Raw genomic sequence first — 21,200 nt, 5'->3', positions numbered from 1 at the left:
ATGGGAATCCGCTTGCATTGGTTCCTGCCCACCTACGGCGACAGCCGGTTGATCGTCGGCGGCGGTCACGGCCAGCCCGCCGGTGCGGCCAGCGGCGACCGTGACGCCTCGATCGACTATCTGGCCTCGATCGTTCGCGCCGCTGAGAGCTTCGGCTTCACCGGGGCTCTGATACCGACGGGCGCCTGGTGCGAGGACGCGTTCATCACCGCGGCTCTGCTGGCGCGGGAGACGACGTCGTTGGCGTTTCTGGTCGCGTTCCGCCCGGGTCTGGTCAGCCCCACGTTGTCGGCGCAGATGGCCGCGACGTTCGCCCGGCACGCCCCGGGCCGCATCCTGCTCAACGTCGTGGTCGGCGGTGAGGCCCACGAGCAGCGCGCGTTCGGCGACCATCTGGGCAAGGATGCGCGCTACGCCCGGTGCGACGAGTTCCTCGACGTGGTCCGCCGGTTGTGGGCCGGGGAGAGCGTGACGCGCGACGGCGAGCACATCCAGGTGGAGAACGCCACAATCCCCTCGCATCCGGACCCGGTGCCGCCGTTGTACTTCGGGGGCAGTTCGGCGGCCGCGGGTCCTGTGGCGGCCCGGCATGCCGATGTGTACCTGACCTGGGGTGAGCCACCCGAGGCGGTGCGCGACAAGGTGGACTGGATCCGTAAGCTGGCCGCCGAGCAGGGTCGCGAGGTGCGCTTCGGCATCCGACTGCACACGATCTCGCGCGACAGCGCCGCCGAGGCGTGGGCTCAGGCCGACAGGCTGATCGCCGCCCTCGACGAGGACACGGTGCGCAACGCGCAGAACAGCCTGCGCCGCAGCGAATCCGAGGGTCAGCGGCGGATGCTGGCCCTGCATGAGGCCCATCGGCGCGACGGCAGTTGGCATGATGCCCGATCATTGGAGGTGGCACCGAACCTATGGGCCGGGGTCGGGCTGGTCCGCGGCGGTGCCGGCACCGCACTGGTGGGAACGCACACCGAGGTGGCCGACCGCATCGCCGAGTACGCCGACGTCGGCATCGATGAGTTCATCTTCTCCGGGTACCCACACCTGGAGGAGTTGTTCTGGTTCGGCGAGGGTGTGGTGCCGCTGCTGCGTCAGCGCGGTCTGTTTACTGCCGAAAAGCCATCCGTGGCAACGGTATCGATCCCCTTCGTCGGCGCTGCGCGATGAGCGCACCGGCGAGCGCCCACGAAGTGCTCGACATCGCGACGAAGTTGTCGGCCGAGTTCGAAGCCGGCGCCTCGCGCCGCGATGCCGAGCGCAACCTGCCCCACGATCAGGTCGTTGCCCTCAAAGACTCTGGGCTGCTCGCTATTTCAGTACCGGAATCACACGGCGGCATCGATGTGCTGGCCGTGGTGCTGGCTGAGGTGTTCCGGTTGATCGCGCACGCCGACCCGTCGTTGGCACAGATTCCGCACTCGCACTTCGTGTTCCTCGAAGCACTGCGGTTGCAGGGTACCGATGCTCAGCAGGGGTTTTTCTTCGACCTGGTGCGCGACGGCGCTCTGCTGGCCAACGCGCAGTCCGAACTCGGCCCGCACGGCATCGACGTCGACACCACCAGGTTGACCCGCCGGCGGGACGGCGACTTCGTGCTGTCGGGCCGCAAGTTCTACTCGACCGGCGCACTGTTCGCCGACTGGGTGGTGGTGCGGGCGTCCCTCGACGACGGTCGGGCACCGACGGCGGCCACGCCCAAGTCGGTGGCGTTCGTGCCTCGCGACGCGGACGGACTGGAGATCGTCGACGACTGGGACGGTATGGGGCAGCGCACGACGGCCTCGGGCACGGTGACGCTCGAGGATGTGGTCGTCCCGGCCGACCATGTCGTCGCATTCTCGCCGATCTTCACGGTCCCCACCACCTACGGCGCGCGGGCGCAGCTGCTGCACAGCGCCATCGACGTCGGCATCGCCACCGGGGCGCTGGCCGCGGGGGTGCGTCAAGCCCAGCGGGCCCGGCCGCACTTCGAGGCGTCGGTCGACACGGCGGTAGACGATCCGACGCTGATCGCGCTGGCCGGTGAGCTGACGGTGACCGTGCGGGGCGCGCAGGCGTTGCTGGCCGATGCGGCACGGGCGGTGGACAACGCCACCACCGACCTCACCGAAGAGTCGGCTGCCGCGGCGTCAGTGGCTGTCGCGGTGGCCAAGGTCGCGGCGGTGCGCGCCGCACTGGAGGCGTCGAGCGCCCTCTTCGAGTTGGGTGGGACGCGCAGCGCCTCGGCGTCAGGAAATCTGTCGCGATACTGGCGCGACGCCCGAACCCACACGCTGCACGACCCCACCCGATGGAAGCTGCAGCACATCGGCCGTCACACGCTGTCGGGCACCCGCCCGCCGCGCCACGGCCAAATCTGACGGGTCAGCTCAGCAGAACACTCCGTCAAACACCGCACCGGTGACCAGTGCGATGACGATCGCCACCGTCGGCATGCCGCTCGACAGGGCCACCACGACACCTGCGTGACGCGGCCGGAGTGGAGGTCATGAATTCCAGACCCTCGCTGCACCCCCGCGGGAGCGCGAAGTCTCCGAGACGTGTGTCGATGTCGCTGTCCCAGAATCCATACATGAACGTATGGCACACCCCGAACTCGACGCGCATCAAAGGGCCGAGCGGATACGAGTCACGCTGCGCCGAGCGGATTTGAGCGTCCGACGAACCCGCCGATGTTTCACTGGGCGTCAATAAACCGGCGTCCAAAACGCGATCTCCTATACCTAAAAGTATGTTATCGTCGCCGCCACAGCCAGCACGCAACCCTGGGGGCCGGCCATGCACTTCGCTCCGAAAACCGACGCATGTCGTCGTTTCCACGTGTCCAGCCACGCATGATGCGTACCGGACGGATCCGACGTTCCTACAAGCCCGCAGGTGCGGTGCTGGCGGTAGCCGTCATAGCACTCGTGACGCTGGTCTACCTCCAGTTTCGTGGCGCCTTGACGCCATCGGTCCAGTTGACGGTGCTCGCACCGCGAGCGGGCCTGGTTCTGGATCCCGGGTCGAAAGTCACCCTGGATGGCGTTGTGATCGGGCGCGTCACGCAGGTCCAGCAGGTCGTCACCGGGGACGTCCCTGCCGCGCGCATCCTCGTCGACGTCGCGCCGAGATATCTCGATGTTCTTCCCGTCAACGTCGACACGACGATCACCGCATCGACGGTGTTCGGCAACAAGTACGTCGCATTCCGGTCGCCAACAACTCCTGCTCGGCCGGTGACGTCCACCGACGTCCTCTACGTCGCGCAGGGAGCGGTGACCACCGAGTTCAATTCGCTGTTCGAGTCGGTGACCGATATCGCCGAGAAGATCGATCCCATCGAGCTCAACATGACTCTCAAGGCGACGGCCACCGCGCTGACGGGCCTGGGGGACGATTTCGGCCGATCGCTCGTCGAGGCCAACAACGTGCTGCACAGAGTCAACCCGCGCATGCCACGGGTGCGCGAGAACATCGATCGCCTCGCCGATCTCACCGACATCTACCGGGGGAGCGCCCAACCGCTTCTCGACGGGCTCCGCGATGCCTTGACCACGGTCCGCACCCTGAACGACGAGCGCGACAACCTGGACCAGGCGTTGCTGGCCGCCCTGGGCTTCGCTGAACCGGGCGCAGACACGATCGAGCGGGCCGCCCCCTACCTCGTGCGCGGGCTGGCCGACCTCACACCGACCGCAGAACTTCTCGACGAGTACTCCCCCGCGTTGTTCTGCACCATCCGCAACTACCACGACGTTGCGCCCAAAGTGTCTGCCGCGTTGGGCGGCAACGGCTACGCAGCAGTCACGACCACCGAGCTGGTGGGCGGCGCCGCACCGTATGTCTACCCCGACAATCTCCCGCGGACCAACGCCCGCGGCGGCCCTGGTGGGGCGCCGGGCTGCTGGCAGTCGATCACCCGTGATCTGTGGCCTGCACCCGCGCTGGTGATGGACACCGGAGCGTCGCTGGCGCCCTACAACCATTTCGAATGGGGACAGCCCCTGCTCAACGAGTACGTCTGGGGCCGCCAGGTCGGCGAGTACACGGTGAACCCATGACGTTCGGTCGAATCGCCGTCAAACTCGGCGCCACTTCACTGATCTTGTTGACGTTCACCGCTCTGATCATCGTGGTGTTCGGTCAGCTACGGTTCGACCGCACCCACGGCTACGCGGCGAAGTTCTCCAACGCCAGCGGGATTCGGCCCGGACAGTTCGTGCGTGCAGCGGGCGTAGAGGTCGGCAAGGTCGGCGGCGTCCACCTCGACGCCGACGGCCACACGATCGTCGTCACGTTCAGCGTCGATCGATCGCTGCCCCTCGACCAGAGCACCCGCGCACGCATCCGCTACGCCGACCTCATCGGCAACCGCTTCCTCGAGTTGGAACCGGGTGCCATCGACGGCGCAGCGCCACCACTCGAGCCCGGCGGTGTCATCCCCGTGGATCGGACTGAGCCCGCACTCGATCTCGACGCTCTGATCGGAGGATTCGAACCGCTCTTCAAATCCCTCGACGCGGAGAAGGTCAACACCATCGCGCAGTCACTGATCACTGTTTTCCAGGGCCAGGGCGGCACGGTCGAGAACATCCTCACACAAGCGGGACAGCTGACTCAGACGCTCGCACAACGAGACCGGGTCATCGGCGAGGTGATCTCCAATCTCAACATACTTCTCCAGACCACGGCCAAGCATCAGCGGGAACTCGACGGGGCGGTGGTCGATCTGCGCAACCTCATCGTCGGGCTCAACGAACGCGGTGATGCCATCGCCGACGGAGTCGCCGACATCGGCCGCACAGCAGGCACGCTGGCCGATCTCCTCGCCGACAACCGGCCGGTCCTGCAACGCACGGTGGCTGGCCTCCAGACCGTGCAGCAACCCCTGGTCAACCAGGATCCGCAGCTGTCCGATCTGCTGACCGAGCTGCCGGATGCGCTCGCGATATTGGCTCGCTCGGGTGGAGTCTACGGAGACTTTTTCAACTTCTACCTGTGCGACGCCAGCATCCAACTGAACGGCCTGCAGCCTGGCGGCCCGGTCCGCACCGTCAAGCTGCTCAGTCAGCCCTCTGGTCGGTGCGCGCCGAAATGAGAGCAATCGAATCGGGCGCGCTCGTCCGGACGGGATTCATGGGCGCCGTGATCGTCGCGCTGGTGACCGGCGTCGGGCAGAGCCTCACCAACGTGCCGATGTTGTTCGCGACACCCGAATACTACGGCCAGTTTCGCGAGAGCGCGGGGCTCAAGCCCGGAGATCTGGTGCGGCTCAACGGCATGGACGTGGGATCGGTGAAGGCGATCAAAGTCGACGGCGATCGTGTTCGCGTCGGATTCACCCTCGGCGGGTCCGTCGTGGGTACCGACAGCCGGTTGAGCATTCGAACCGACACCATCTTGGGCAGGAAGACGTTAGAGGTCGAACCGCACGGATCCGTTCGGCTGCAGCCCAACGCGACACTGCCGCTCGACCAGAGCACGACGCCCTATCAGATCTACGACGCGTTCGACGATCTGACGCGGTCCACGGCGGGATGGGACATCCCCAGTCTTCGTGAGTCATTGAATGTTCTGTCGGAGACGGTCACGACGAGCGCGCCCGAACTGTCTGCGGCGCTGCGGGGAGTCGCCGAGTTCTCCGACACCATCGGCAGCCGCGACGACCAGCTCAACCAGCTTCTGGCCAACGCCGATCAGGTCGCCATGGTGCTGGGCGACCGCAGCGAGACCATCGATCAACTGGTGGTCAACGCGCAAGCACTGCTGGCGAAATTCAACGCTCGGCGCGCCGACATCGACAACCTCCTCGGCAACATCGCGGCAGTGTCCGCGCAGGTCGTGGGCGTCATCGACGACAATCCGAACATCAATGCCGTTCTCGTGCAACTGCGCACGCTCTCTGAGACGCTCGTGCAGAACAGAGCCAAGCTCACGCAGACGCTGGCGACTGTCGACCGGTTCGTCGGCGCGATCTCGGAGGCCGTGGCGTCCGGCCCGTACTTCAAGGTGATGGTGTCCAACCTGATTCCCGGACAGATCCTGCAGCCGTTCATCGACTCCGCTTTCAAGAAGCGCGGTATCGACCCCCGGAAGTTCTGGGGTGACGCCGGTTTGCCTGCCTTCAGATTCCCCGATCCCAACGGACAGGGCTTCCCCAACGGCGCCCCGCCGCCCGCCCCCACACCGCTTGAAGGCACCCCCGAGTTCCCCGGACCTGCCGTGGAGAAAGGGTCACCGTGCTCGTACAAGCCGGCCAGTGGCGAGATGCCCACGGCAGACGATCCACTCGCCTGCAGCCGCGAGACGTTGGGGCCCTTCGGCGACAACCCCTACGGCCCGAACTACGGGCCACCGCGGGTGGCCGTGTCACCGCCACAGCCGCAGGCTCCTCTTCTGCCCGGGATCCCCGCCGCGGCGATACCTGGTTCGCCACCGCCGCCGGTTCCCGGCACCCCTGTTCCTCTTCCACCGGCACCCCCGGGAGCGCGAACGGTACCGGTGCCGCCCGTCCCCATCGAGAACGGGCGGTGAAGCGATGCAGATGGTGAAGACCACGCCCCGGCGAGTCGGCGTCCTCGTGGCCGTCGCGGCGCTGGCCGTTGTTGCCGCCCTGGGTGCAGCCGTCTACGGGCACCGCCTCTACCGAGACATGACGACTACCAGTGTCACGGCGTACTTCCCGAGCACCATTGCGCTGTATCCCGGAGATCAGGTCCTGGTGATGGGCGTACGGGTCGGCACCATCGACGCCATCGAGCCGGACGGAGGGAAGTCGAAAGTCGTTCTGCACTTCGACAACTCGGTCAAGGTTCCCGAGACGGCCACCGCATCCATCGTCAACCCCAGCCTTGTGGCCTCGCGCGCGATCCAGTTGTCACCGGCCTTCACCGGCGGGCCGTCCCTGGCCGACGGCGCCGTCATTCCCCTCGAGCGCACCCGCGTGCCCGTCGAATGGGACGACTTGCGGCAGCAACTGGCGGCGGTTCTCCATGGCCTGGGTCCCACACCGGAGCAACCGCGCGGTCCTGTCGGAGATGTGGTGTCGGCGTTCGCCGACGGCCTGGCCGGCACGGGCGAGCAACTCAACACGGCTTTCGCGAGCCTGTCGGAAGCGCTGTCGGCGTTGAACAAGGGACGGGGCAATCTCTTCTCGGTCGTCCGCAACCTCGCACTCTTCGTCAGCACGTTGCGCGCGAGCGATCAGCAATTCAGCGCGTTCAACAACGACCTCGCCACGCTGACCGACGCCCTGAACAATTCTGACGATGAGCTCGCCCGCGGCGTGCAAGAGTTCCGGCAATTGCTGAATCGGACTCGCGACTTCCTCGACCACAATGGTGACGTCGCGGTCACCGACGTCGACAACCTGGGTCAGGTCACCGATGCCCTGCTGCAGCCGGATGCCCTCAAGGGTTTGGAGAACACCTTGCACGTCCTGCCTACCTTCGGTGGCAACTTCGTCAACATCTACTCCCCCGTCAACGGCGCGCTGACCGCCGTCCCGGTGGTCAACAACTTCGCGAATCCGCTTCAGCTGCTCTGCAGTTCAGTACAGGCGGGCAGCCGGCTGGGGTATCAGGAGTCAGCCGAGCTGTGCGCCCAGTACCTCGCCCCCATCCTCGACGCCATCAAGTTCAACTATCCGCCGTTCGGATTCCAGCCGTTCACCACCGCGAGCACGCTACCCAAGTACGTGACGTACTCCGAGGAACGCCTGCGGCCCCCGCCCGGCTTCAAAGACACCACGGTACCGGGGTTGTGGGCGCGCGATACGCCGTTGTCGCACGGCAATCGCGAACCCGGGTGGGTGGTGGCCCCCGGCATGCAGGGCCTCGATCTCCAAGCGCTGACGCAGCAGATGGTGGCGCCGGACTCCCTGGCTGCTCTGCTGGGCGGCCCGGACCCGGCGCCTCCGCTCGCCGCAGAAGTAGGGGGACAACCGTGAAAGGCACTGAGATCCATGTCGCCAGGGTCATCCTTAGTCTGGTGTGTTGTCTGCTGCTCGTCAGCGGCTGCAGTTCCTGGCGTGGGCTTGCCAACGTGCCCATGCCGGGCGGACCCGGCACCGGACCCGGCCACTCGACGATCTACGTCGAGTTGCGGAACACGCTGGCCCTCAACGTCAACAGCCGCGTTCGCGTTGCCGACGTCTTCATCGGCCGGGTCGCGAAGATTGAGTTACGGCACTGGCACGCGCTGCTCACGCTGGATCTCGACCCGGGAGTGAGGCTGCCGAGCAACGCGACGGCCAAGGTCGGCCAGACCAGCGTGCTGGGCAGCCAGCACGTCGAGCTGGCCGCCCCGCCGGATCCGTCCCCGCAGCCCCTGCGCACCGGCGACACCATCCCGCTCTCGCAGACGTCAGCTTTCCCGACGACCGAACGGACGCTGGCAAGCATCGCCATGGTCGTGCGCGGTGGTGGTCTGTCCAATCTGGACACCATCGCGACCGAACTCGACAAACTCTTCACCGGCCGCGCGGGGGAGATCAGAGACTTCCTCACCCAACTCGACACGTTCGTGACCGAGCTCAACAGCCAGCGCGCCGGGATAACCCGTGCCCTCGACTCGACGAACGATCTGCTGAAAGTGCTGGCCGGGGGCAAGGATGTCGTCGATGCGGCACTTGCCGAGTTACCGCCGCTGATCGCGCATTTCGACGCCAAACAGGATCTGTTCACCGACGCGACCGCTGCAATCGGACGGTTGTCGCGAGTCACCGGAGATGCCGTCGAGGCATCGCGCGCCGACCTGGAGAACAACTTACGACTGTTGCAGCGTCCGCTCACGCAGCTCGGACACGCCTCCCCCTACCTCCTCGGGGCCTTGAAGGTCCTCCTGACTGCCCCGTTCAACATCGACGATGTGCCCAAAGTCGTTCGCGGCGACTACGTGAACATCTCGGCGACTATCGACTTCACCCTCAGTGCAATCGACAATGCCCTGCTCAGCGGTACGAGGTTCTCCGGGGCTCTACGCGCGCTGGAGCAGTCATGGGGCCGTGATCCGGCCACCATGATCCCGGATGTCCGCTTCACACCGAGCCCCGCGGACGTCCCCCCGGAGAGGGGGCGATGACCGTGCTCACCAGAGCCCGCCGTGTCCAACTCGTCGTCTTCGCGATACTGACCGTGATCTCGGTGAGCGTTTTGGGGATCCACTACCTCAGGTTGCCCGCCCTCGCCGGCGTCGGTCGCTACACCGTCAACGTCGAACTGCCCTCCTCTGGCGGGTTGTATCCGACGGCCAACGTCACCTACCGCGGAATCACGATCGGCAAGGTGACCTCGGTGGAACCGATCGGGGGTAGTGTGCGGGCCACGCTGTCGATCGATGACTCCGTCGCGGTGCCGGCCGATGTCGTCGCCAATGTGCATTCCGTGTCGGCGGTCGGAGAGCAGTTCCTCGACCTCGTCGACGACGGAACCGGCGACCGCTTCCTCGCCGACGGTCAGACAATCACCAAAAGTACTGTGCCACAACCGATCGGCCCCTTGATCGACGCGGCGTACGACACCGTGGACGCACTCCCGCAGGACAAGCTGGCCGCGCTGCTCACCGAGACGTCAACCGCGGTGGGTGACCTCGGCCCGTCGCTGCAGCGGCTGGTCGATTCCGCACAGGCGATCGGCGGAGACCTCGCGGCCAACGCAGATTCCATCGACGCTCTCATCGACGACTCGGGTCCGCTGCTCGACAGCCAGGTCTCCACCGGTGCGGCGATCAACCGGTGGGCGCGCAACGTGCGCGATCTGGCCAGGCAGAGCTCGCGTGAGGACGAGGCCGCGCGGTCGATTCTGCGCACAGCCGCTCCCACTGCAGACCAGCTGGCCACGGTGTTCGGCGGTGTGCAGGAATCGCTTCCACAGGTACTTGCGAACACCGCGGTGGTATTCGACATGCTCAAACGCTATCGCTCGGGCGTGGAGCAGGGTCTGGTGTTCCTCCCGCAGGGTGCCGCCATCGCGCAGACCGTGGTCGCGCCCTTCCCGGGATCGGCGGCTCTGGATTTCCGTCTCGCCATCAACGAGCCACCCCCCTGCCTGACGGGTTTCCTGCCCGCGTCGGAATGGCGATCACCGGCCGAGACCACCACGGTCGACCCCCCGGCCCGTGCGTACTGCAAGATTCCGAAAGACTTTCAAGCCAATGTGGTGCGCGGAGCGCGCAACTATCCCTGCGCTGATGTCCCCGGGCGGCGGGCCGCTAATCCCGAGGAGTGCCGCTCGGACGCGCCGTACGTGCCGGCGGGAACCAATCCCTGGTATGGCGATCCCAATCAGATCGTCTCCTGTCCCGCGCCCGGGGCCCGGTGCGACCAGCCGGTCGCTCCAGGACTGGTAGTCCCGGCACCGAGCGTCAACAACGGCGGCAATCCCGCGCCCGCCGACGCCCTGTCGCCGTCTCCGCCACCGGTCAGCGACCCGGTGACGGCACCGCGAAGTGGATCGACGCGTTGCAGCGGGCAGCAGCCGGTGCAGTGCACCTATACCCCCGCCGCCATTCCGTCGACGATCTACGACGTCTCCCGCGGCCAAGTGGTGGCCAGCGACGGCACGGTGTTCACGGTGACCTCGCAGATGCCCACCGGGGAAGAATGGAAAGAGATGCTCGCGCCCGCCGGATGACAGGCGCGACCGCGGCACTCAACGCAGCGCTGCTCCTCGCTCCCGAGCAATCGCCAACGCATCCTGACGGAATGCGCGGCGCTCCTCCTCGGTCCATCGGGTGGTCGGTTCCAACACCAGGGAATCGACGCGATAGCCCAGGAGCGTGAACACGTACTCCAGATAAGGCAATTGGAAGTCTTTGAGCTCGGGGTGCCTGCCATCGTAGGCGCTGCTGCGCGTGACAGGAGGTGCAGCGGCCGCCCTTCCCCGAGAGTGCCGATGTGGCCTCCGTCGGCGTCGAGGGTGAAGGTGAGCAGTGGCTGCACGATTACGTCGATCCAGTTCTTCAGCGGAGCGGGAATGGACCAGTTCCACATCGGTGTGGACACGACGACCCGGTCGCAGCGGCGCACCCTGTCGATCTGCTCCGTCACCTGGTTCCACGCGTGCTGTTGGTCGGCGGTCAGCGGGTCACCGAGAAGGGGGCGAACTTGGCCATGGCGGCATCGCGGCCGAACACCGGCATCTCATCGGACCAGAGTTCAACACGGTCCACGGTTCCGATGCACCCTTCGTCGGCGGCATCGAGAAACTCCCGCGCGACCGCGGTGGACAACGAGTGTTCGCCCTTCGGCGATGCCTCCACCCACAACGTTCGCATCATGCCGCGCCACCGAATACCGCGTCCGTGATCCACCACAGCAAGCTCATAAGCGCGGACATTACCATACCTAAAAGTATGGTAATGTCCGCTCATGACCATGACGACCCCTGCCGGGGTGGTGATCGACGCCGACTTCGTCGAGCGAATTGCCGAGCGCGCCAGCATCACTGAAGAGCTGCGCCGGCTTCCCGACCAGACCATCGCCGAGGCCCGGAGCAGCGGGCTCTTCGAGCTGCTTCTGCCCGCCCGCTACGGCGGCATGGAGGCACCGTTCCCGGCAGTGCTCGAGCCGGTTCGACAACTCGGTCACGGCTGCACGTCGACAGCCTGGACCCTGGGCTTCTACGCCCTGCACAACTGGATGATCGCCCTGTTCGACGAGCAGGCCCAGGATGAGATATTCGCCGACGGAGCCGTTCTCGCGCCGGCACCGCTGGCGCCGTCCGGTCGCGGCGAGCCGACCGATGGGGGTTACCGGATCACGGGGCGCTGGTCGTGGGCAACCGGGATCATGCACGCCGATTGGGTACTCGTCGGCGTCCTGCTCGGAAGCGGTTCGTCGATGTTCCCGGCGCTGGCGGCGCTCCCGATCGGCGATGTCACGGTGGCTGACGTCTGGCACACCGCAGGCATGCGGGGCACAGGCTCGAATGATCTGATCGTGGAGGACGTCTACGTGCCCGCCCACCGAGTCGTCAGCGTGGCGCAGGTGTACACCGGAGCCAGCCCGGGCGCTCGAGTGCACGGCAGTGCCACCTACCGGTGGCCGATCGTGTCGGCGTTGGCGCTGACGGCCTGTATGCCGGTGCTGGGTACCGCTGAACGCGTGGTGGAGCTGTTCACGGCACGACTCGGAGATCGCATACTCGCCCACGGTGGCGGCGCGCAGAAGGAACAGTCGGGAGCCAAGATGCGCCTCTCGGAGGTGACCATGCGTGTGGCAGCCCTGCGTGCGCTCGTCCTCTCCGTCGCCGACGAGGTGCAGAGCGCGGTATCCCGTGTTGAAGCAGTCGATCTCGGCTTGCGGGCGCGTGCGCGTGCCACCGCCGCACACGTCGTACACGAATGCCGGGCCGTCATCGGCGATACGTTGGGGGCGTCTGGGGCGAGCGCCCACTTCCTGGACAATCCGATGCAGAGGGCGAGACGCGATGTGGACATCGTCAGCGGACACGCAGTATTCGACTACGACCTGAGCCGAGAACTCGACGGCGCGTTGCGAGTGGGCGCCTCGATCTCACCGATCGCGATGGTCTGAATCACCCCGAAGTCCACACGCGGACTCCGCCCTTGCGGTCGCGTGGCCTTAAGCTGGCGCCGTGGCAGGTTCCGAGCGCCGGGGAGCGGGGCGCAGCTCTTCAGACGAATGGCTGCAGGCGGGCTTCGAGATCCTCGCCGAGGACGGCTTCAGGTCGTTGAAGATCGACGTCTTGTCCGCCCGGCTAGGCATGACGAAGGGCAGCTTCTACTGGCACTTCACCGACATGGCGGCGTACAAGGCGGCGTTGGTGTCGGCCTGGGCGCAGTGGCGCGACGACGATCACCGTCAATTCAGCGAATTGGCGGCGCTGCCGGCGCGCGATCGGTTGATCAAGATGACCGCTTTTCTGGTCAGCCCGCGTCAGTGGATGCTCGAGCGGGCGATGCGAGAATGGGCCCGCACCGATCGCGCCGCAGCCCGCAGCGTCAGGGCCGCCGACCACCGTGCCCGCGCCGCGGTGCGTCAGGCATTCATCGACAGCGGCTTCAGCAAGGAGATCGCGGAGCAGCGGTCAGCATGGTTGTTCGCCATCGGTATCGGTGCATTGCACCTGTCGGGCTCCAGGTCACCGCAGTTCCCGCTCGCAGAGCGGCAGGAACTCGTGGACTTCATGTTGCGGCCGTGACACCGCGCCGGGGTCGGCGACTCAGCAGAGCACGCCGGCAAACACCGCACCGGTGACCAGTGCGATGACGATCGCCACCGTCGGCATGCCGCTCGACAGGGCCACCACGACACCTGCGATCGCCGCCGCGAGGATCAGCAACATCAGCAGGGCCAGCGCCCAGTTCACCGAGCTGGACGGATGTGCGCCGCGCCGTGCCTCGACCTCCGGGGGCACTACCGCGCCCTCGCCGATTCCCACCATGGCCCGCCTTTCTGTGATCGCACACACATCATATCCTGAGAATGACCTGGATCACACTCAGGTCGGCAATTTCGTGATCTTGACGTCAATTCGAAAGCTCTACTAACAGAACTGATTAGCGAAACTAATAGCGGTAGGCTGGCCCTTGGTGACTGTTCTCCGGCTCTGGGCGCTCGCCGCCGTGGCGATGATTCTGGTGCACTGCGCCGCGCCCCCGGACACCACCCGAGCCGAGCCGACCGGGACCGAACCGAGCCCCACCGGCCAGGAGCTGGTACCCGAGACCGTGCGTACCGTGACCCCGCCCCCGCGCACACCGCAACCGCAGCCAGCGACGGTGCACCCGGTCACCGCGGCCGACCTGGGTACGTCGTGGCGTGCCGGCTGCCCGCTGCCCCCGGAACAGTTGCGTCGGCTCGAGCTCGATCACCTCGGGTTCGACGGGCAGACCCACCGTGGCGTGCTGGTCGTCCACCAGGACCTGACCGCCGAGGTCATCGACGTGTTCGCCGACCTGTACCGGCTGGGGTTCCCGATCGAGAAGATGCGCACCCCCGACCACTACCCGAACTCCGATGACGAGCTCTCGATGCGCGACAACAACACCTCGGCGTTCAGCTGCCGCGACATCCCCGGGACCGGCAGCTGGTCGCTGCATGCCTACGGCCGGGCGATCGACATCAACCCCAAGCTCAACCCGTACATCGACCGCCGCGGCGACTACCAGCCGGCCAACAGCGGCCCCTGGGTCGACCGCGCCCGCACAGACCCCGGAATGCTGCACGACGGCGACGCCGCGGTACGTGCGTTCACCGACCGCGGGTGGACCTGGGGTGGGCATTGGCGCACCCCACTGGATTTTCAGCATTTTGAAAGAAGGTGACCACCCACGAAACACTGTCGGTGGCGTAAATTCGGGTACCACCTCGAACGGAGACGCCACTGCTTCACCGAATCTCGCTCTGGGCCGTCGTCGCACCGCGCCGGATCCTGCTCGTCGCGGCGTTGCTGACGATCGGACTGGCGGTATTCGGCGCCCCAGTCGCCAAGCACCTGTCCCCCAGCGGTTTTCAGGACCCGGGGGCTGAATCGTCGCGCGCTGCAGAACTTCTCGCCGAGAGGTTTGGCCAGGGCGATGTCCAGCTCGTCGTCATGGTGTCCAGCCAAGCTGGTATCGACAGTCCCGCAGCACGTCAGACCGGCACCGAGATCGTGGCGATGTTGCAGCATCACCCGCATGTCGCCGCGGTGAGTTCGGCGTGGACCACACCGGCGGCCGACCTGGTCAGCGCCGACCGCACCGCGGCACTGATCGTCGCCGGCATCACCGGCACCGAAGCCGAACAGCAGACCCATGCCCGCGCCATCTCCGATGCCGTCACCAGCGACGACGGCGGCGTGACGGTCCGCACCGGCGGTACCGCGATGGTCAACGTGCAGATCACCGCGCAGTCCCAACGCGATCTGCTGGTGATGGAGGCCATCGCGATTCCGCTGAGCTTCCTGGTGCTGGTATGGGTGTTCGGCGGACTGGTCGCCGCTGCGCTGCCGGTCGCGATCGGCGGCATCGCGATCATCGGTGCGTTGGCGGTGTTGCGGGTGTTCACCTACCTCACCGATGTGTCGATCTTCGCGCTGAACCTGGCCGCCGCGATGGGTCTGGCCCTGGCCATCGACTACACGCTGTTGATGTTGTCCCGCTACCGCGACGAGGTGGCCGCCGGCGTCGCCCGCAACGCCGCGATGACACGCATGATGGTCACCGCTGGACGCACGGTGATCTTCTCGGCCACCACGGTCGCGCTGTCGATGGCCGCGATGGTGCTGTTCCCGATGCACTTCCTCAAGTCGTTCGCCTACGCCGGGGTGGCCACCGTCGCCTTCGCCGCGGGTGCGGCCATCATCGTGACGCCGGCCGCGCTGGTGATCCTCGGGGACCGGCTCGACGCACTGGATCTGCACCGGCCGGCGCGACGGCTGCTGCGCCGGCCGGAGCCGACGCCGGTACCGGTGACCCAGCGTTTCTGGTATCGCTGCGCGCACACCGTGATGCGCCGGGCGGTGCCGTTCGGTCTGGCCGTCGTGCTGCTGCTGCTGGTGCTCGGCGCGCCGTTCCTCGGGGTGCGGTGGGGTTTCCCCGACGACCGGGTGTTGCCGGCATCGGCGTCGGCGCACCAGGTCGGAGACCGCCTGCGCGAGGACTTCACCAACAACACCGACACCGCGGTCACCGTGGTGCTGCCTGACACCGCCGGACTGGACCGCGCGGACCTGTCGGCCTACGCCGCGGCGCTGTCGGATGTTCCCGACGTGGTCGCGGTGTCGGCGCCGACCGGTACCTTCACCGGTGGGACGGCGGCCGGCCCACCGTCGGCGCCGACCGGTGAACACGACGGCAGCGCGTTTATGACCGTCCTGTCCAGCGCCCCGCTGTTCTCCGAGGCCTCCGAGGCGCAGCTGGACCGCCTGCACGCGGTCCCGGGCCCGGACGGTCGAGCCGTCCAGATGACCGGCACCGCCCAGGTCAACCGCGACAGCGTCGCCGCGATCACCTCCACGCTGCCCTGGGTGCTGACCCTGATCGCGGTCGTCATGTTCGTCCTGTTGTTCGCCCTGACCGGTAGCGTCGTCATACCGCTGAAAGCACTGCTGTGCAACGTTCTTTCGCTCACCGCGGCGTTCGGCGCGCTGGTCTGGATCTTTCAGGAGGGGCACCTGTCTGGCCTGGGAACCGAGGCGACCGGCACGCTGGTGGCCAACATGCCGGTGCTGTTGTTCTGCATCGCCTTCGGCCTGTCGATGGATTACGAGGTGTTCATCGTTGCCCGCATCCGCGAAATCTGGCTCACCCGACAAGGTTCCACCAACAGCCGGCGTTCCACCAACAGCCGGCGTTCCACCAACAGCCGGCGCGACAACGACGAAGCCGTCGCACTGGGCATCGCCTACACGGGCCGGGTGATCACCGCCGCGGCGCTGATCATGTCGATCTCGTTCGCGGCGCTGATCGCCTCGAATGTGTCCTTCATGCGGATGTTCGGACTCGGGCTCACGCTGGCGGTTCTGGTCGACGCCACATTGGTGCGGATGGTGCTGGTGCCTGCGACCATGCACCTGATGGGCGGGTTCAACTGGTGGGCCCCGCCGTGGCTCAGACGGATTCATCGACATATCAGCATCAGCGAAGAAGCACCCACCCGAGAACGGATCGCCTCATGACCACGACCGACGCGGTCAGCGTCATCACCGGGGTGCAGGGAGCACTGCCCCCGCACCGCTACCGCCAGTCCGAGATCACCGACACATTCCTGCGAATACCGCAGTTCGAGGACTCCGAGGATCTGGTTCGCACCCTGCACGCCAACGCCAAGGTCGCCACCCGCCACTTCGTCCTTCCGCTGCAGGACTATCAGGGTCTGACCGACTTCGGTGTGGCCAACGACCTCTACATCGACCATGCCGTCGAGCTGGCCTGCCGCGCGCTCACCGCGGCACTCGACGAATCTGGTTTAGATCCAGGTGATCTCGACATGATCATGACCACCACCGTCACCGGGATCGCAGTACCGTCGCTGGATGCCCGCATCGCCGCACGGCTCGGGTTGCGACCTGACGTACGCCGGGTGCCGCTGTTCGGGTTGGGCTGTGTGGCCGGTGCCGCCGGCATCGCCCGGATGCACGACTACCTTCGCGGCGCACCCGATCACGTGGCGGCGTTGGTGTCGGTCGAGTTGTGTTCGTTGACCTTTCCCGCCGCGACGCCGACGATCGCCACGCTGGTCGGCAGCGCGCTGTTCGGCGACGGCGCAGCAGCAGCGATCGCGCTCGGCGAGCGCCGCGCCGAGCGGACCGGCGCGGCCGGCCCGCTGGTCCGTGACTCCCGTAGCCGGATGTACCCGGATTCGCTGGACACCATGGGCTGGCAAGTGGGCCGCAACGGTTTTCAGCTCGTGTTGTCACCGGAGCTGCCTGAACTGATCGACCGCTATCTGGCCGAGGACGTCGCCGGCTTCCTCGACGCCCACCAGCTCACCGTTGCCGACATCGCGACGTGGGTGTCTCATCCCGGCGGCCCGAAGGTCATCGAGGCCATCACCGCCACCCTCGGACTGTCCGCCGACGCGCTGGAGCTGACCTGGCGGTCCCTGTCCGAGGTGGGCAACCTGTCGTCGTCCTCGGTACTGCACGTGTTGCGCGACACCCGCGCCAAGGAGCCGGCGGCCGGGCCAGGGATGTTGATGGCGATGGGTCCGGGTTTCTGCGCCGAACTGGTACTGCTGGAGTGGCCATGACCCTCTACCTGCTGCTGATCGGCGCCATCGCACTGGAGCGTGTGGCGGAACTCGTTGTCTCGCAACGCAATCTGCGGTGGAGTCGGGAACATGGCGGCGTCGAGTTCGGCGCCGGACACTACCCGGTGATGGTGGTGTTGCACCTCGGTCTGCTGGCCGGTTGTGTCGTCGAGGCGGCCCACCGCGAGTTCGTGCCGGTGCTGGGCTGGTCGATGCTGGTGATCGTGATCGCCGCGCAGGGGCTGCGCTGGTGGTGCATCGCCACGCTCGGGCCACAGTGGAACACCCGCGTCGTCGTCGTCCCCGGCGCCGACCGCGTCACCGGCGGGCCGTACCGGTGGATGACCCACCCCAACTACGTGGCGGTGGTGGCCGAAGGCATCGCGCTGCCGATGGTGCACTCGGCGTGGGTCACCGCACTGGTGTTCACCGTCGCCAACGCCGTGCTGCTGCGGACCCGCATCCGCGTCGAGGACGAGGCACTGCGATCGCTGCGGCCATGATCGACGTGCTGGTTGTCGGCGGCGGCCCCGCGGGTCTGGCCACCGCGATCCACGCTGCCCGGGCCGGCCTGCAGGTCACCGTCGTCGAGCAGCGCCGCGGCCCGATCGACAAGGCCTGCGGGGAAGGCCTGATGCCGCACGCGGTGCGTCGCCTGGCCCGACTCGGCCCGCTGCCGGCCGGCCGGCCGTTCGACGGCATCACCTACCTCGACGGCCACCGTGCGGTCAGCGCGTCGTTCGCCGACGGACCCGGGCTGGGCGTGCGCCGCACCACACTGCACGAGGCACTGCTGGCGCATGCCGCCGACGCCGGGGTGGCGATCGTGGCCGACCGTGCCGGCGCGGTCACCCAGGACGGCGCGTCGGTGACGCTGCGGACCGGCCAGGCGAGCGTGCAGGCCCGCTATCTGGTCGCCGCCGACGGTCTGCATTCGCCGATCCGCACTCAGCTGGGTCTGACCAAGGCGGCGGGACGACCACGACGTTGGGGGATCAAACGCCATGTGGCGATGGCGCCGTGGAGCGATCGGGTGGAGGTGTACTGGTCGGCCGATCCCGGAGCCGGTGAGATGTATGTGACCCCGGTGGCCGAAGACTGTGTCGGGGTGGCCATGCTGGCGGCGCGTCAGGCGCGGTTCGACGAACACCTCACCGCGTTCGGGGCCCTGCGCGCGCGACTCGACGGGCACCCGCACGGCCCGGACCGGGCCGCCGGACCGCTGCGGCAGCGAGTGCGCCGACGTGCGGCCGGCCGGGTGCTGCTGGTCGGCGACGCGGCCGGCTATGTCGACGCCCTCACCGGGGAGGGACTGGGGCTGGCCTTCGCCGCGGCGGAATGGGCGGTCGCGTGTGTGCTGGCCGATCGCCCCGACGATTACGACGCGGGCTGGCGGACGATGAGCCGCCGCTACCGGCTGTTGACACTCGGGTTGTTGCGGGTGAGTGCCTCGCCGCTGCGCTCATTCATCGTTCCGGCTGCCGGCCGCCTCCCGAACACGTTCGCCCGGGCGGTGAACCTGCTGGCCGAGTGACATCCGCTCGTCGGGCGCGACCGCGATGGCGTTGCGGCCGCCGGCCTTGGCCGAGTACAGCGCCCGATCGGCGCGGTCGAGCAGTCGGGCGACGGCGTCGTCGGGGTCGGGGGCGACGCCGGGGCGGCGGACCTCGTCTCGGGGTACCACGGTGGCCACCCCGATGCTGACGGTCACGACGCCGCACGGCGAGCCGGGGTGGCCGATGCCCAGCGCCCGGATCGCCGAGGCCAGTCCGGCAGCGAACGTGTAGGGGCTGTCGCAGCCGGTCAGCACCACGGCGAACTCCTCACCGCCGTATCGCGCCGACACACACGCGGCGGGATCGGCCAGATTCTGCAGCACCGCGGCGATCTCCTGCAGACAGCCGTCGCCGGTCTGGTGGCCGAAGTGGTCGTTGTAGGCCTTGAAGTGGTCGACGTCGATGAACAGCGCGGTCAGCGGCTGGTCGGCCTCCAGCGCGCGCAACCAGACCTCGCGGGTGCGCTGAGAGAGTCCGCGCCGGTTGGCCAGCCCGGTGAGCGCATCGGTGTGCGCCATGTCGGTCAGCGACTCCTGCACCTCGCGCTCCAGCGTGACGTCGCGCAGCACCGCCGCGGACAGGCCCCTGGTCGAGCGGCGGCTGTGCATCACAAACCAGCACCACGACCCGTCGCGGGACCGCATCCGGAACGGTTGGGAAGGACCGGTCCGCCTGGAGGTCCAGTGTTCGGCGATGATCCTCAGATCGTCGGCATGCACCTCGGCTTCCCACTGCGCACGGGTGATGCGATCGCCGGAAAGGTTCAGGTTGCTGTGCCCGGTGAACGCGTGGTGCAGCACGTCGCCGCGGGCGTCGACGACGATCACCAGGTCGCCGGTGAGGTCGGCGACCAGGTCGTAGACCTCGTGGCTGGCATGGTCCAGCTCGGTCAGCCGGTTGCGTTCCTCCAGCGCCGCGGCCACCAGCACCACCATCGCGTAGCCGGCGAGCAGGAACACCTGTGCGTGGACCATCCCCATGGTGAAGTTGTCCGCGGCGGCGAACGGCCCGGCGTGCATCAGGGTCGCGCCCAAGACGATCGTCGCCCCGACGGCCATCTGCCAGAACGCCGCGGCGATGCCGAACTCGATGAGCACCAGCAGCGCCGGCAGTCCGGTCAGGAACATCAGCACGAAGCTGGACTCGACGACCGCCAGTACGCCGAGAGCGACCATCAGCAGCGAGAAGCCCAACCCGGTCACCAATTGGCGGGCACTGTAGCGCCGGAAGTACCGCCGCCAGCGCAGCAGGACGGGCGCCAGGAACGCGATGCCGACCGCCTCGGTCAGGTACCACATCAGGCCCGCCATCAGCAACGACCGTCCATCGACGGGACCTTGGTGGCTCACCACCAGGCTGGCGGCGCCGATCGCCGCCGCCAGCAGCGGGCCCAGCACCACACCGTAGAGAACGAAGCGGCGCCAGCTCTGCAGCGAGTCGGTGTGCCCGCGCACCCAGTCCTGGTCGGTGTGCAGCACCGACGCGGCGAGCAGCACGGCGGCAAACGTCGACAGCGCCGCCAGGTCGGGGCGGTGTCCCAGCAGCAGCCAGGCGGGCAGGTACTGGCACAACGCGAAGGCCACCAGGTACACCGGCCAGTGCCGACGCCGCGCTGTCAGCAGCGCGACCAGCTGGAACGCCGCCGCCAACCACGCGACGGTGAAGGTGCGGCCGTCCAGAGTGGCCAGCCACCGCAACAGATAGGACGTCACCCCCACCGCGGCGGTCCAGGCCAGCAGATGCCCGGGCGGGGGCAACAGGTCCAGCGCGCGCAGGCCGGAGCGGGCACGCTCCCAGCTGCCGGCAACGCCGGCCGCCGACCCTCCCGCGCTCGACGACATCCGACTAGTCAACCCCGAAAATTGACGTTCCGGCAATCCCTGGCCGGTTTGTCGGTCAGCCGCGGTCCTCCCATTCCTGTTCACACTGCCGACGCCGGCCGGAAACACCGGGACGCGACA

19 protein-coding genes and 1 pseudogene are annotated in these 21,200 nt (G+C 67.4%); 15 read left to right on the top strand and 5 right to left on the bottom strand.

Annotation, left to right across the window (positions count from 1 at the left end; all coding sequences use genetic code 11):
• The 8 genes from KXD98_RS04055 to KXD98_RS04020 all read left to right on the top strand — a co-directional run bounded on the left by KXD98_RS04055 (position 1) and on the right by KXD98_RS04020 (position 10,616).
• A complete protein-coding gene (locus tag KXD98_RS04055; protein ID WP_260761993.1) occupies positions 1 to 1,170 on the top strand; it encodes an LLM class flavin-dependent oxidoreductase in 1,170 nt (389 codons plus the stop codon).
• Entirely contained in the window at positions 1,167 to 2,363 is a 1,197-nt protein-coding gene (locus KXD98_RS04050) for an SfnB family sulfur acquisition oxidoreductase (protein ID WP_260761992.1), read from the top strand. The genes KXD98_RS04055 and KXD98_RS04050 overlap by 4 nt, the downstream gene beginning before the upstream one ends.
• A gap of 474 nt (positions 2,364 to 2,837) precedes the next feature.
• Entirely contained in the window at positions 2,838 to 4,046 is a 1,209-nt protein-coding gene (locus tag KXD98_RS04045) for an MCE family protein (protein WP_260761991.1), read from the top strand.
• Entirely contained in the window at positions 4,043 to 5,083 is a 1,041-nt protein-coding gene (locus KXD98_RS04040) for an MCE family protein (RefSeq protein WP_260761990.1), read from the top strand. Before KXD98_RS04045 ends, KXD98_RS04040 begins: the two co-directional genes overlap by 4 nt.
• Positions 5,080 to 6,519 (top strand): MCE family protein, encoded by a 1,440-nt coding sequence (locus tag KXD98_RS04035; RefSeq protein WP_260761989.1) that lies wholly within the window; start codon positions 5,080 to 5,082, stop codon positions 6,517 to 6,519. The genes KXD98_RS04040 and KXD98_RS04035 overlap by 4 nt, the downstream gene beginning before the upstream one ends.
• Before the next feature lie 4 nt (positions 6,520 to 6,523).
• Entirely contained in the window at positions 6,524 to 7,933 is a 1,410-nt protein-coding gene (locus KXD98_RS04030) for an MCE family protein (RefSeq protein ID WP_260761988.1), read from the top strand.
• Positions 7,930 to 9,066: an MCE family protein gene (locus KXD98_RS04025; RefSeq protein WP_260761987.1), complete on the top strand. Its 1,137-nt coding sequence runs from the start codon at positions 7,930 to 7,932 to the stop codon at positions 9,064 to 9,066. The genes KXD98_RS04030 and KXD98_RS04025 overlap by 4 nt, the downstream gene beginning before the upstream one ends.
• A gap of 2 nt (positions 9,067 to 9,068) precedes the next feature.
• On the top strand, positions 9,069 to 10,616 hold the full coding sequence (locus KXD98_RS04020) for an MCE family protein (RefSeq protein WP_260764974.1): 1,548 nt from the start codon (positions 9,069 to 9,071) through the stop codon (positions 10,614 to 10,616).
• 18 nt (positions 10,617 to 10,634) lie between these two features.
• Here KXD98_RS04020 and KXD98_RS04015 read toward each other — a convergent pair whose 3' ends face one another.
• From KXD98_RS04015 to KXD98_RS04005, 3 genes and pseudogenes are all read right to left on the bottom strand, one after another.
• The gene (locus KXD98_RS04015; protein ID WP_260765510.1) at positions 10,635 to 10,787 is read right to left on the bottom strand and encodes a hypothetical protein; all 153 of its coding nucleotides are present in this window, start codon (positions 10,785 to 10,787) and stop codon (positions 10,635 to 10,637) included.
• Positions 10,788 to 10,870: 83 nt separating this feature from the next.
• A pseudogene (locus KXD98_RS04010) lies at positions 10,871 to 11,011 on the bottom strand (NAD(P)H-dependent oxidoreductase); the annotation flags it as partial.
• A 50-nt stretch (positions 11,012 to 11,061) separates the two neighbouring features.
• Complete coding sequence (locus KXD98_RS04005; RefSeq protein WP_260761986.1) at positions 11,062 to 11,262, bottom strand: NAD(P)H-dependent oxidoreductase; 201 nt, start codon at positions 11,260 to 11,262, stop codon at positions 11,062 to 11,064.
• 91 nt (positions 11,263 to 11,353) lie between these two features.
• Between KXD98_RS04005 and KXD98_RS04000 the strand changes: the two genes are divergently transcribed.
• Positions 11,354 to 12,520: an acyl-CoA dehydrogenase family protein gene (locus KXD98_RS04000; RefSeq protein ID WP_260761985.1), complete on the top strand. Its 1,167-nt coding sequence runs from the start codon at positions 11,354 to 11,356 to the stop codon at positions 12,518 to 12,520.
• A gap of 61 nt (positions 12,521 to 12,581) precedes the next feature.
• Positions 12,582 to 13,148: a TetR/AcrR family transcriptional regulator gene (locus KXD98_RS03995; RefSeq protein WP_260761984.1), complete on the top strand. Its 567-nt coding sequence runs from the start codon at positions 12,582 to 12,584 to the stop codon at positions 13,146 to 13,148.
• Positions 13,149 to 13,169: 21 nt separating this feature from the next.
• Here KXD98_RS03995 and KXD98_RS03990 read toward each other — a convergent pair whose 3' ends face one another.
• Entirely contained in the window at positions 13,170 to 13,391 is a 222-nt protein-coding gene (locus tag KXD98_RS03990; RefSeq protein ID WP_260761983.1) for a hypothetical protein, read from the bottom strand.
• Between the two features lie 187 nt (positions 13,392 to 13,578).
• Between KXD98_RS03990 and KXD98_RS03985 the strand changes: the two genes are divergently transcribed.
• The 5 genes from KXD98_RS03985 to KXD98_RS03965 are packed head-to-tail and all read left to right on the top strand — an operon-like array spanning position 13,579 to position 19,217.
• Entirely contained in the window at positions 13,579 to 14,274 is a 696-nt protein-coding gene (locus KXD98_RS03985) for a M15 family metallopeptidase (protein WP_260764973.1), read from the top strand.
• Positions 14,275 to 14,333: 59 nt separating this feature from the next.
• Positions 14,334 to 16,610: an MMPL family transporter gene (locus KXD98_RS03980; protein WP_260764972.1), complete on the top strand. Its 2,277-nt coding sequence runs from the start codon at positions 14,334 to 14,336 to the stop codon at positions 16,608 to 16,610.
• A complete protein-coding gene (locus KXD98_RS03975) occupies positions 16,607 to 17,683 on the top strand; it encodes a type III polyketide synthase (protein ID WP_260761982.1) in 1,077 nt (358 codons plus the stop codon). The genes KXD98_RS03980 and KXD98_RS03975 overlap by 4 nt, the downstream gene beginning before the upstream one ends.
• Positions 17,680 to 18,186 (top strand): isoprenylcysteine carboxyl methyltransferase family protein, encoded by a 507-nt coding sequence (locus tag KXD98_RS03970; RefSeq protein ID WP_260761981.1) that lies wholly within the window; start codon positions 17,680 to 17,682, stop codon positions 18,184 to 18,186. Before KXD98_RS03975 ends, KXD98_RS03970 begins: the two co-directional genes overlap by 4 nt.
• A complete protein-coding gene (locus tag KXD98_RS03965) occupies positions 18,183 to 19,217 on the top strand; it encodes an NAD(P)/FAD-dependent oxidoreductase (protein WP_260761980.1) in 1,035 nt (344 codons plus the stop codon). Before KXD98_RS03970 ends, KXD98_RS03965 begins: the two co-directional genes overlap by 4 nt.
• On the opposite strand, the gene KXD98_RS03960 is transcribed toward KXD98_RS03965, so the two are convergent.
• Positions 19,146 to 21,080 (bottom strand): diguanylate cyclase, encoded by a 1,935-nt coding sequence (locus KXD98_RS03960; RefSeq protein WP_260761978.1) that lies wholly within the window; start codon positions 21,078 to 21,080, stop codon positions 19,146 to 19,148. The two genes, KXD98_RS03965 and KXD98_RS03960, sit on opposite strands and share 72 nt — an antisense overlap.
• Between the last annotated feature and the right edge of the window lie 120 nt (positions 21,081 to 21,200).

Source organism: Mycobacterium sp. SMC-4, from assembly GCF_025263265.1.
In the GTDB taxonomy this organism is placed as follows: Bacteria; Actinomycetota; Actinomycetes; order Mycobacteriales; family Mycobacteriaceae; genus Mycobacterium.
This window is presented reverse-complemented; position numbering and strand designations above follow the sequence as displayed.

Coding starts and splice junctions, on each gene's coding strand:
- KXD98_RS04055 (WP_260761993.1), top strand. CDS start 1: ATGGGAATCCGCTTGCATTGGTTCCTGCCCACCTACGGCGACAGCCGG.
- KXD98_RS04050 (WP_260761992.1), top strand. CDS start 1,167: ATGAGCGCACCGGCGAGCGCCCACGAAGTGCTCGACATCGCGACGAAG.
- KXD98_RS04045 (WP_260761991.1), top strand. CDS start 2,838: ATGATGCGTACCGGACGGATCCGACGTTCCTACAAGCCCGCAGGTGCG.
- KXD98_RS04040 (WP_260761990.1), top strand. CDS start 4,043: ATGACGTTCGGTCGAATCGCCGTCAAACTCGGCGCCACTTCACTGATC.
- KXD98_RS04035 (WP_260761989.1), top strand. CDS start 5,080: ATGAGAGCAATCGAATCGGGCGCGCTCGTCCGGACGGGATTCATGGGC.
- KXD98_RS04030 (WP_260761988.1), top strand. CDS start 6,524: ATGCAGATGGTGAAGACCACGCCCCGGCGAGTCGGCGTCCTCGTGGCC.
- KXD98_RS04005 (WP_260761986.1), bottom strand. CDS start 11,262: ATGATGCGAACGTTGTGGGTGGAGGCATCGCCGAAGGGCGAACACTCG.
- KXD98_RS04000 (WP_260761985.1), top strand. CDS start 11,354: ATGACCATGACGACCCCTGCCGGGGTGGTGATCGACGCCGACTTCGTC.
- KXD98_RS03990 (WP_260761983.1), bottom strand. CDS start 13,391: ATGGTGGGAATCGGCGAGGGCGCGGTAGTGCCCCCGGAGGTCGAGGCA.
- KXD98_RS03985 (WP_260764973.1), top strand. CDS start 13,579: ATGATTCTGGTGCACTGCGCCGCGCCCCCGGACACCACCCGAGCCGAG.
- KXD98_RS03975 (WP_260761982.1), top strand. CDS start 16,607: ATGACCACGACCGACGCGGTCAGCGTCATCACCGGGGTGCAGGGAGCA.
- KXD98_RS03970 (WP_260761981.1), top strand. CDS start 17,680: ATGACCCTCTACCTGCTGCTGATCGGCGCCATCGCACTGGAGCGTGTG.
- KXD98_RS03965 (WP_260761980.1), top strand. CDS start 18,183: ATGATCGACGTGCTGGTTGTCGGCGGCGGCCCCGCGGGTCTGGCCACC.
- KXD98_RS03960 (WP_260761978.1), bottom strand. CDS start 21,080: ATGTCGTCGAGCGCGGGAGGGTCGGCGGCCGGCGTTGCCGGCAGCTGG.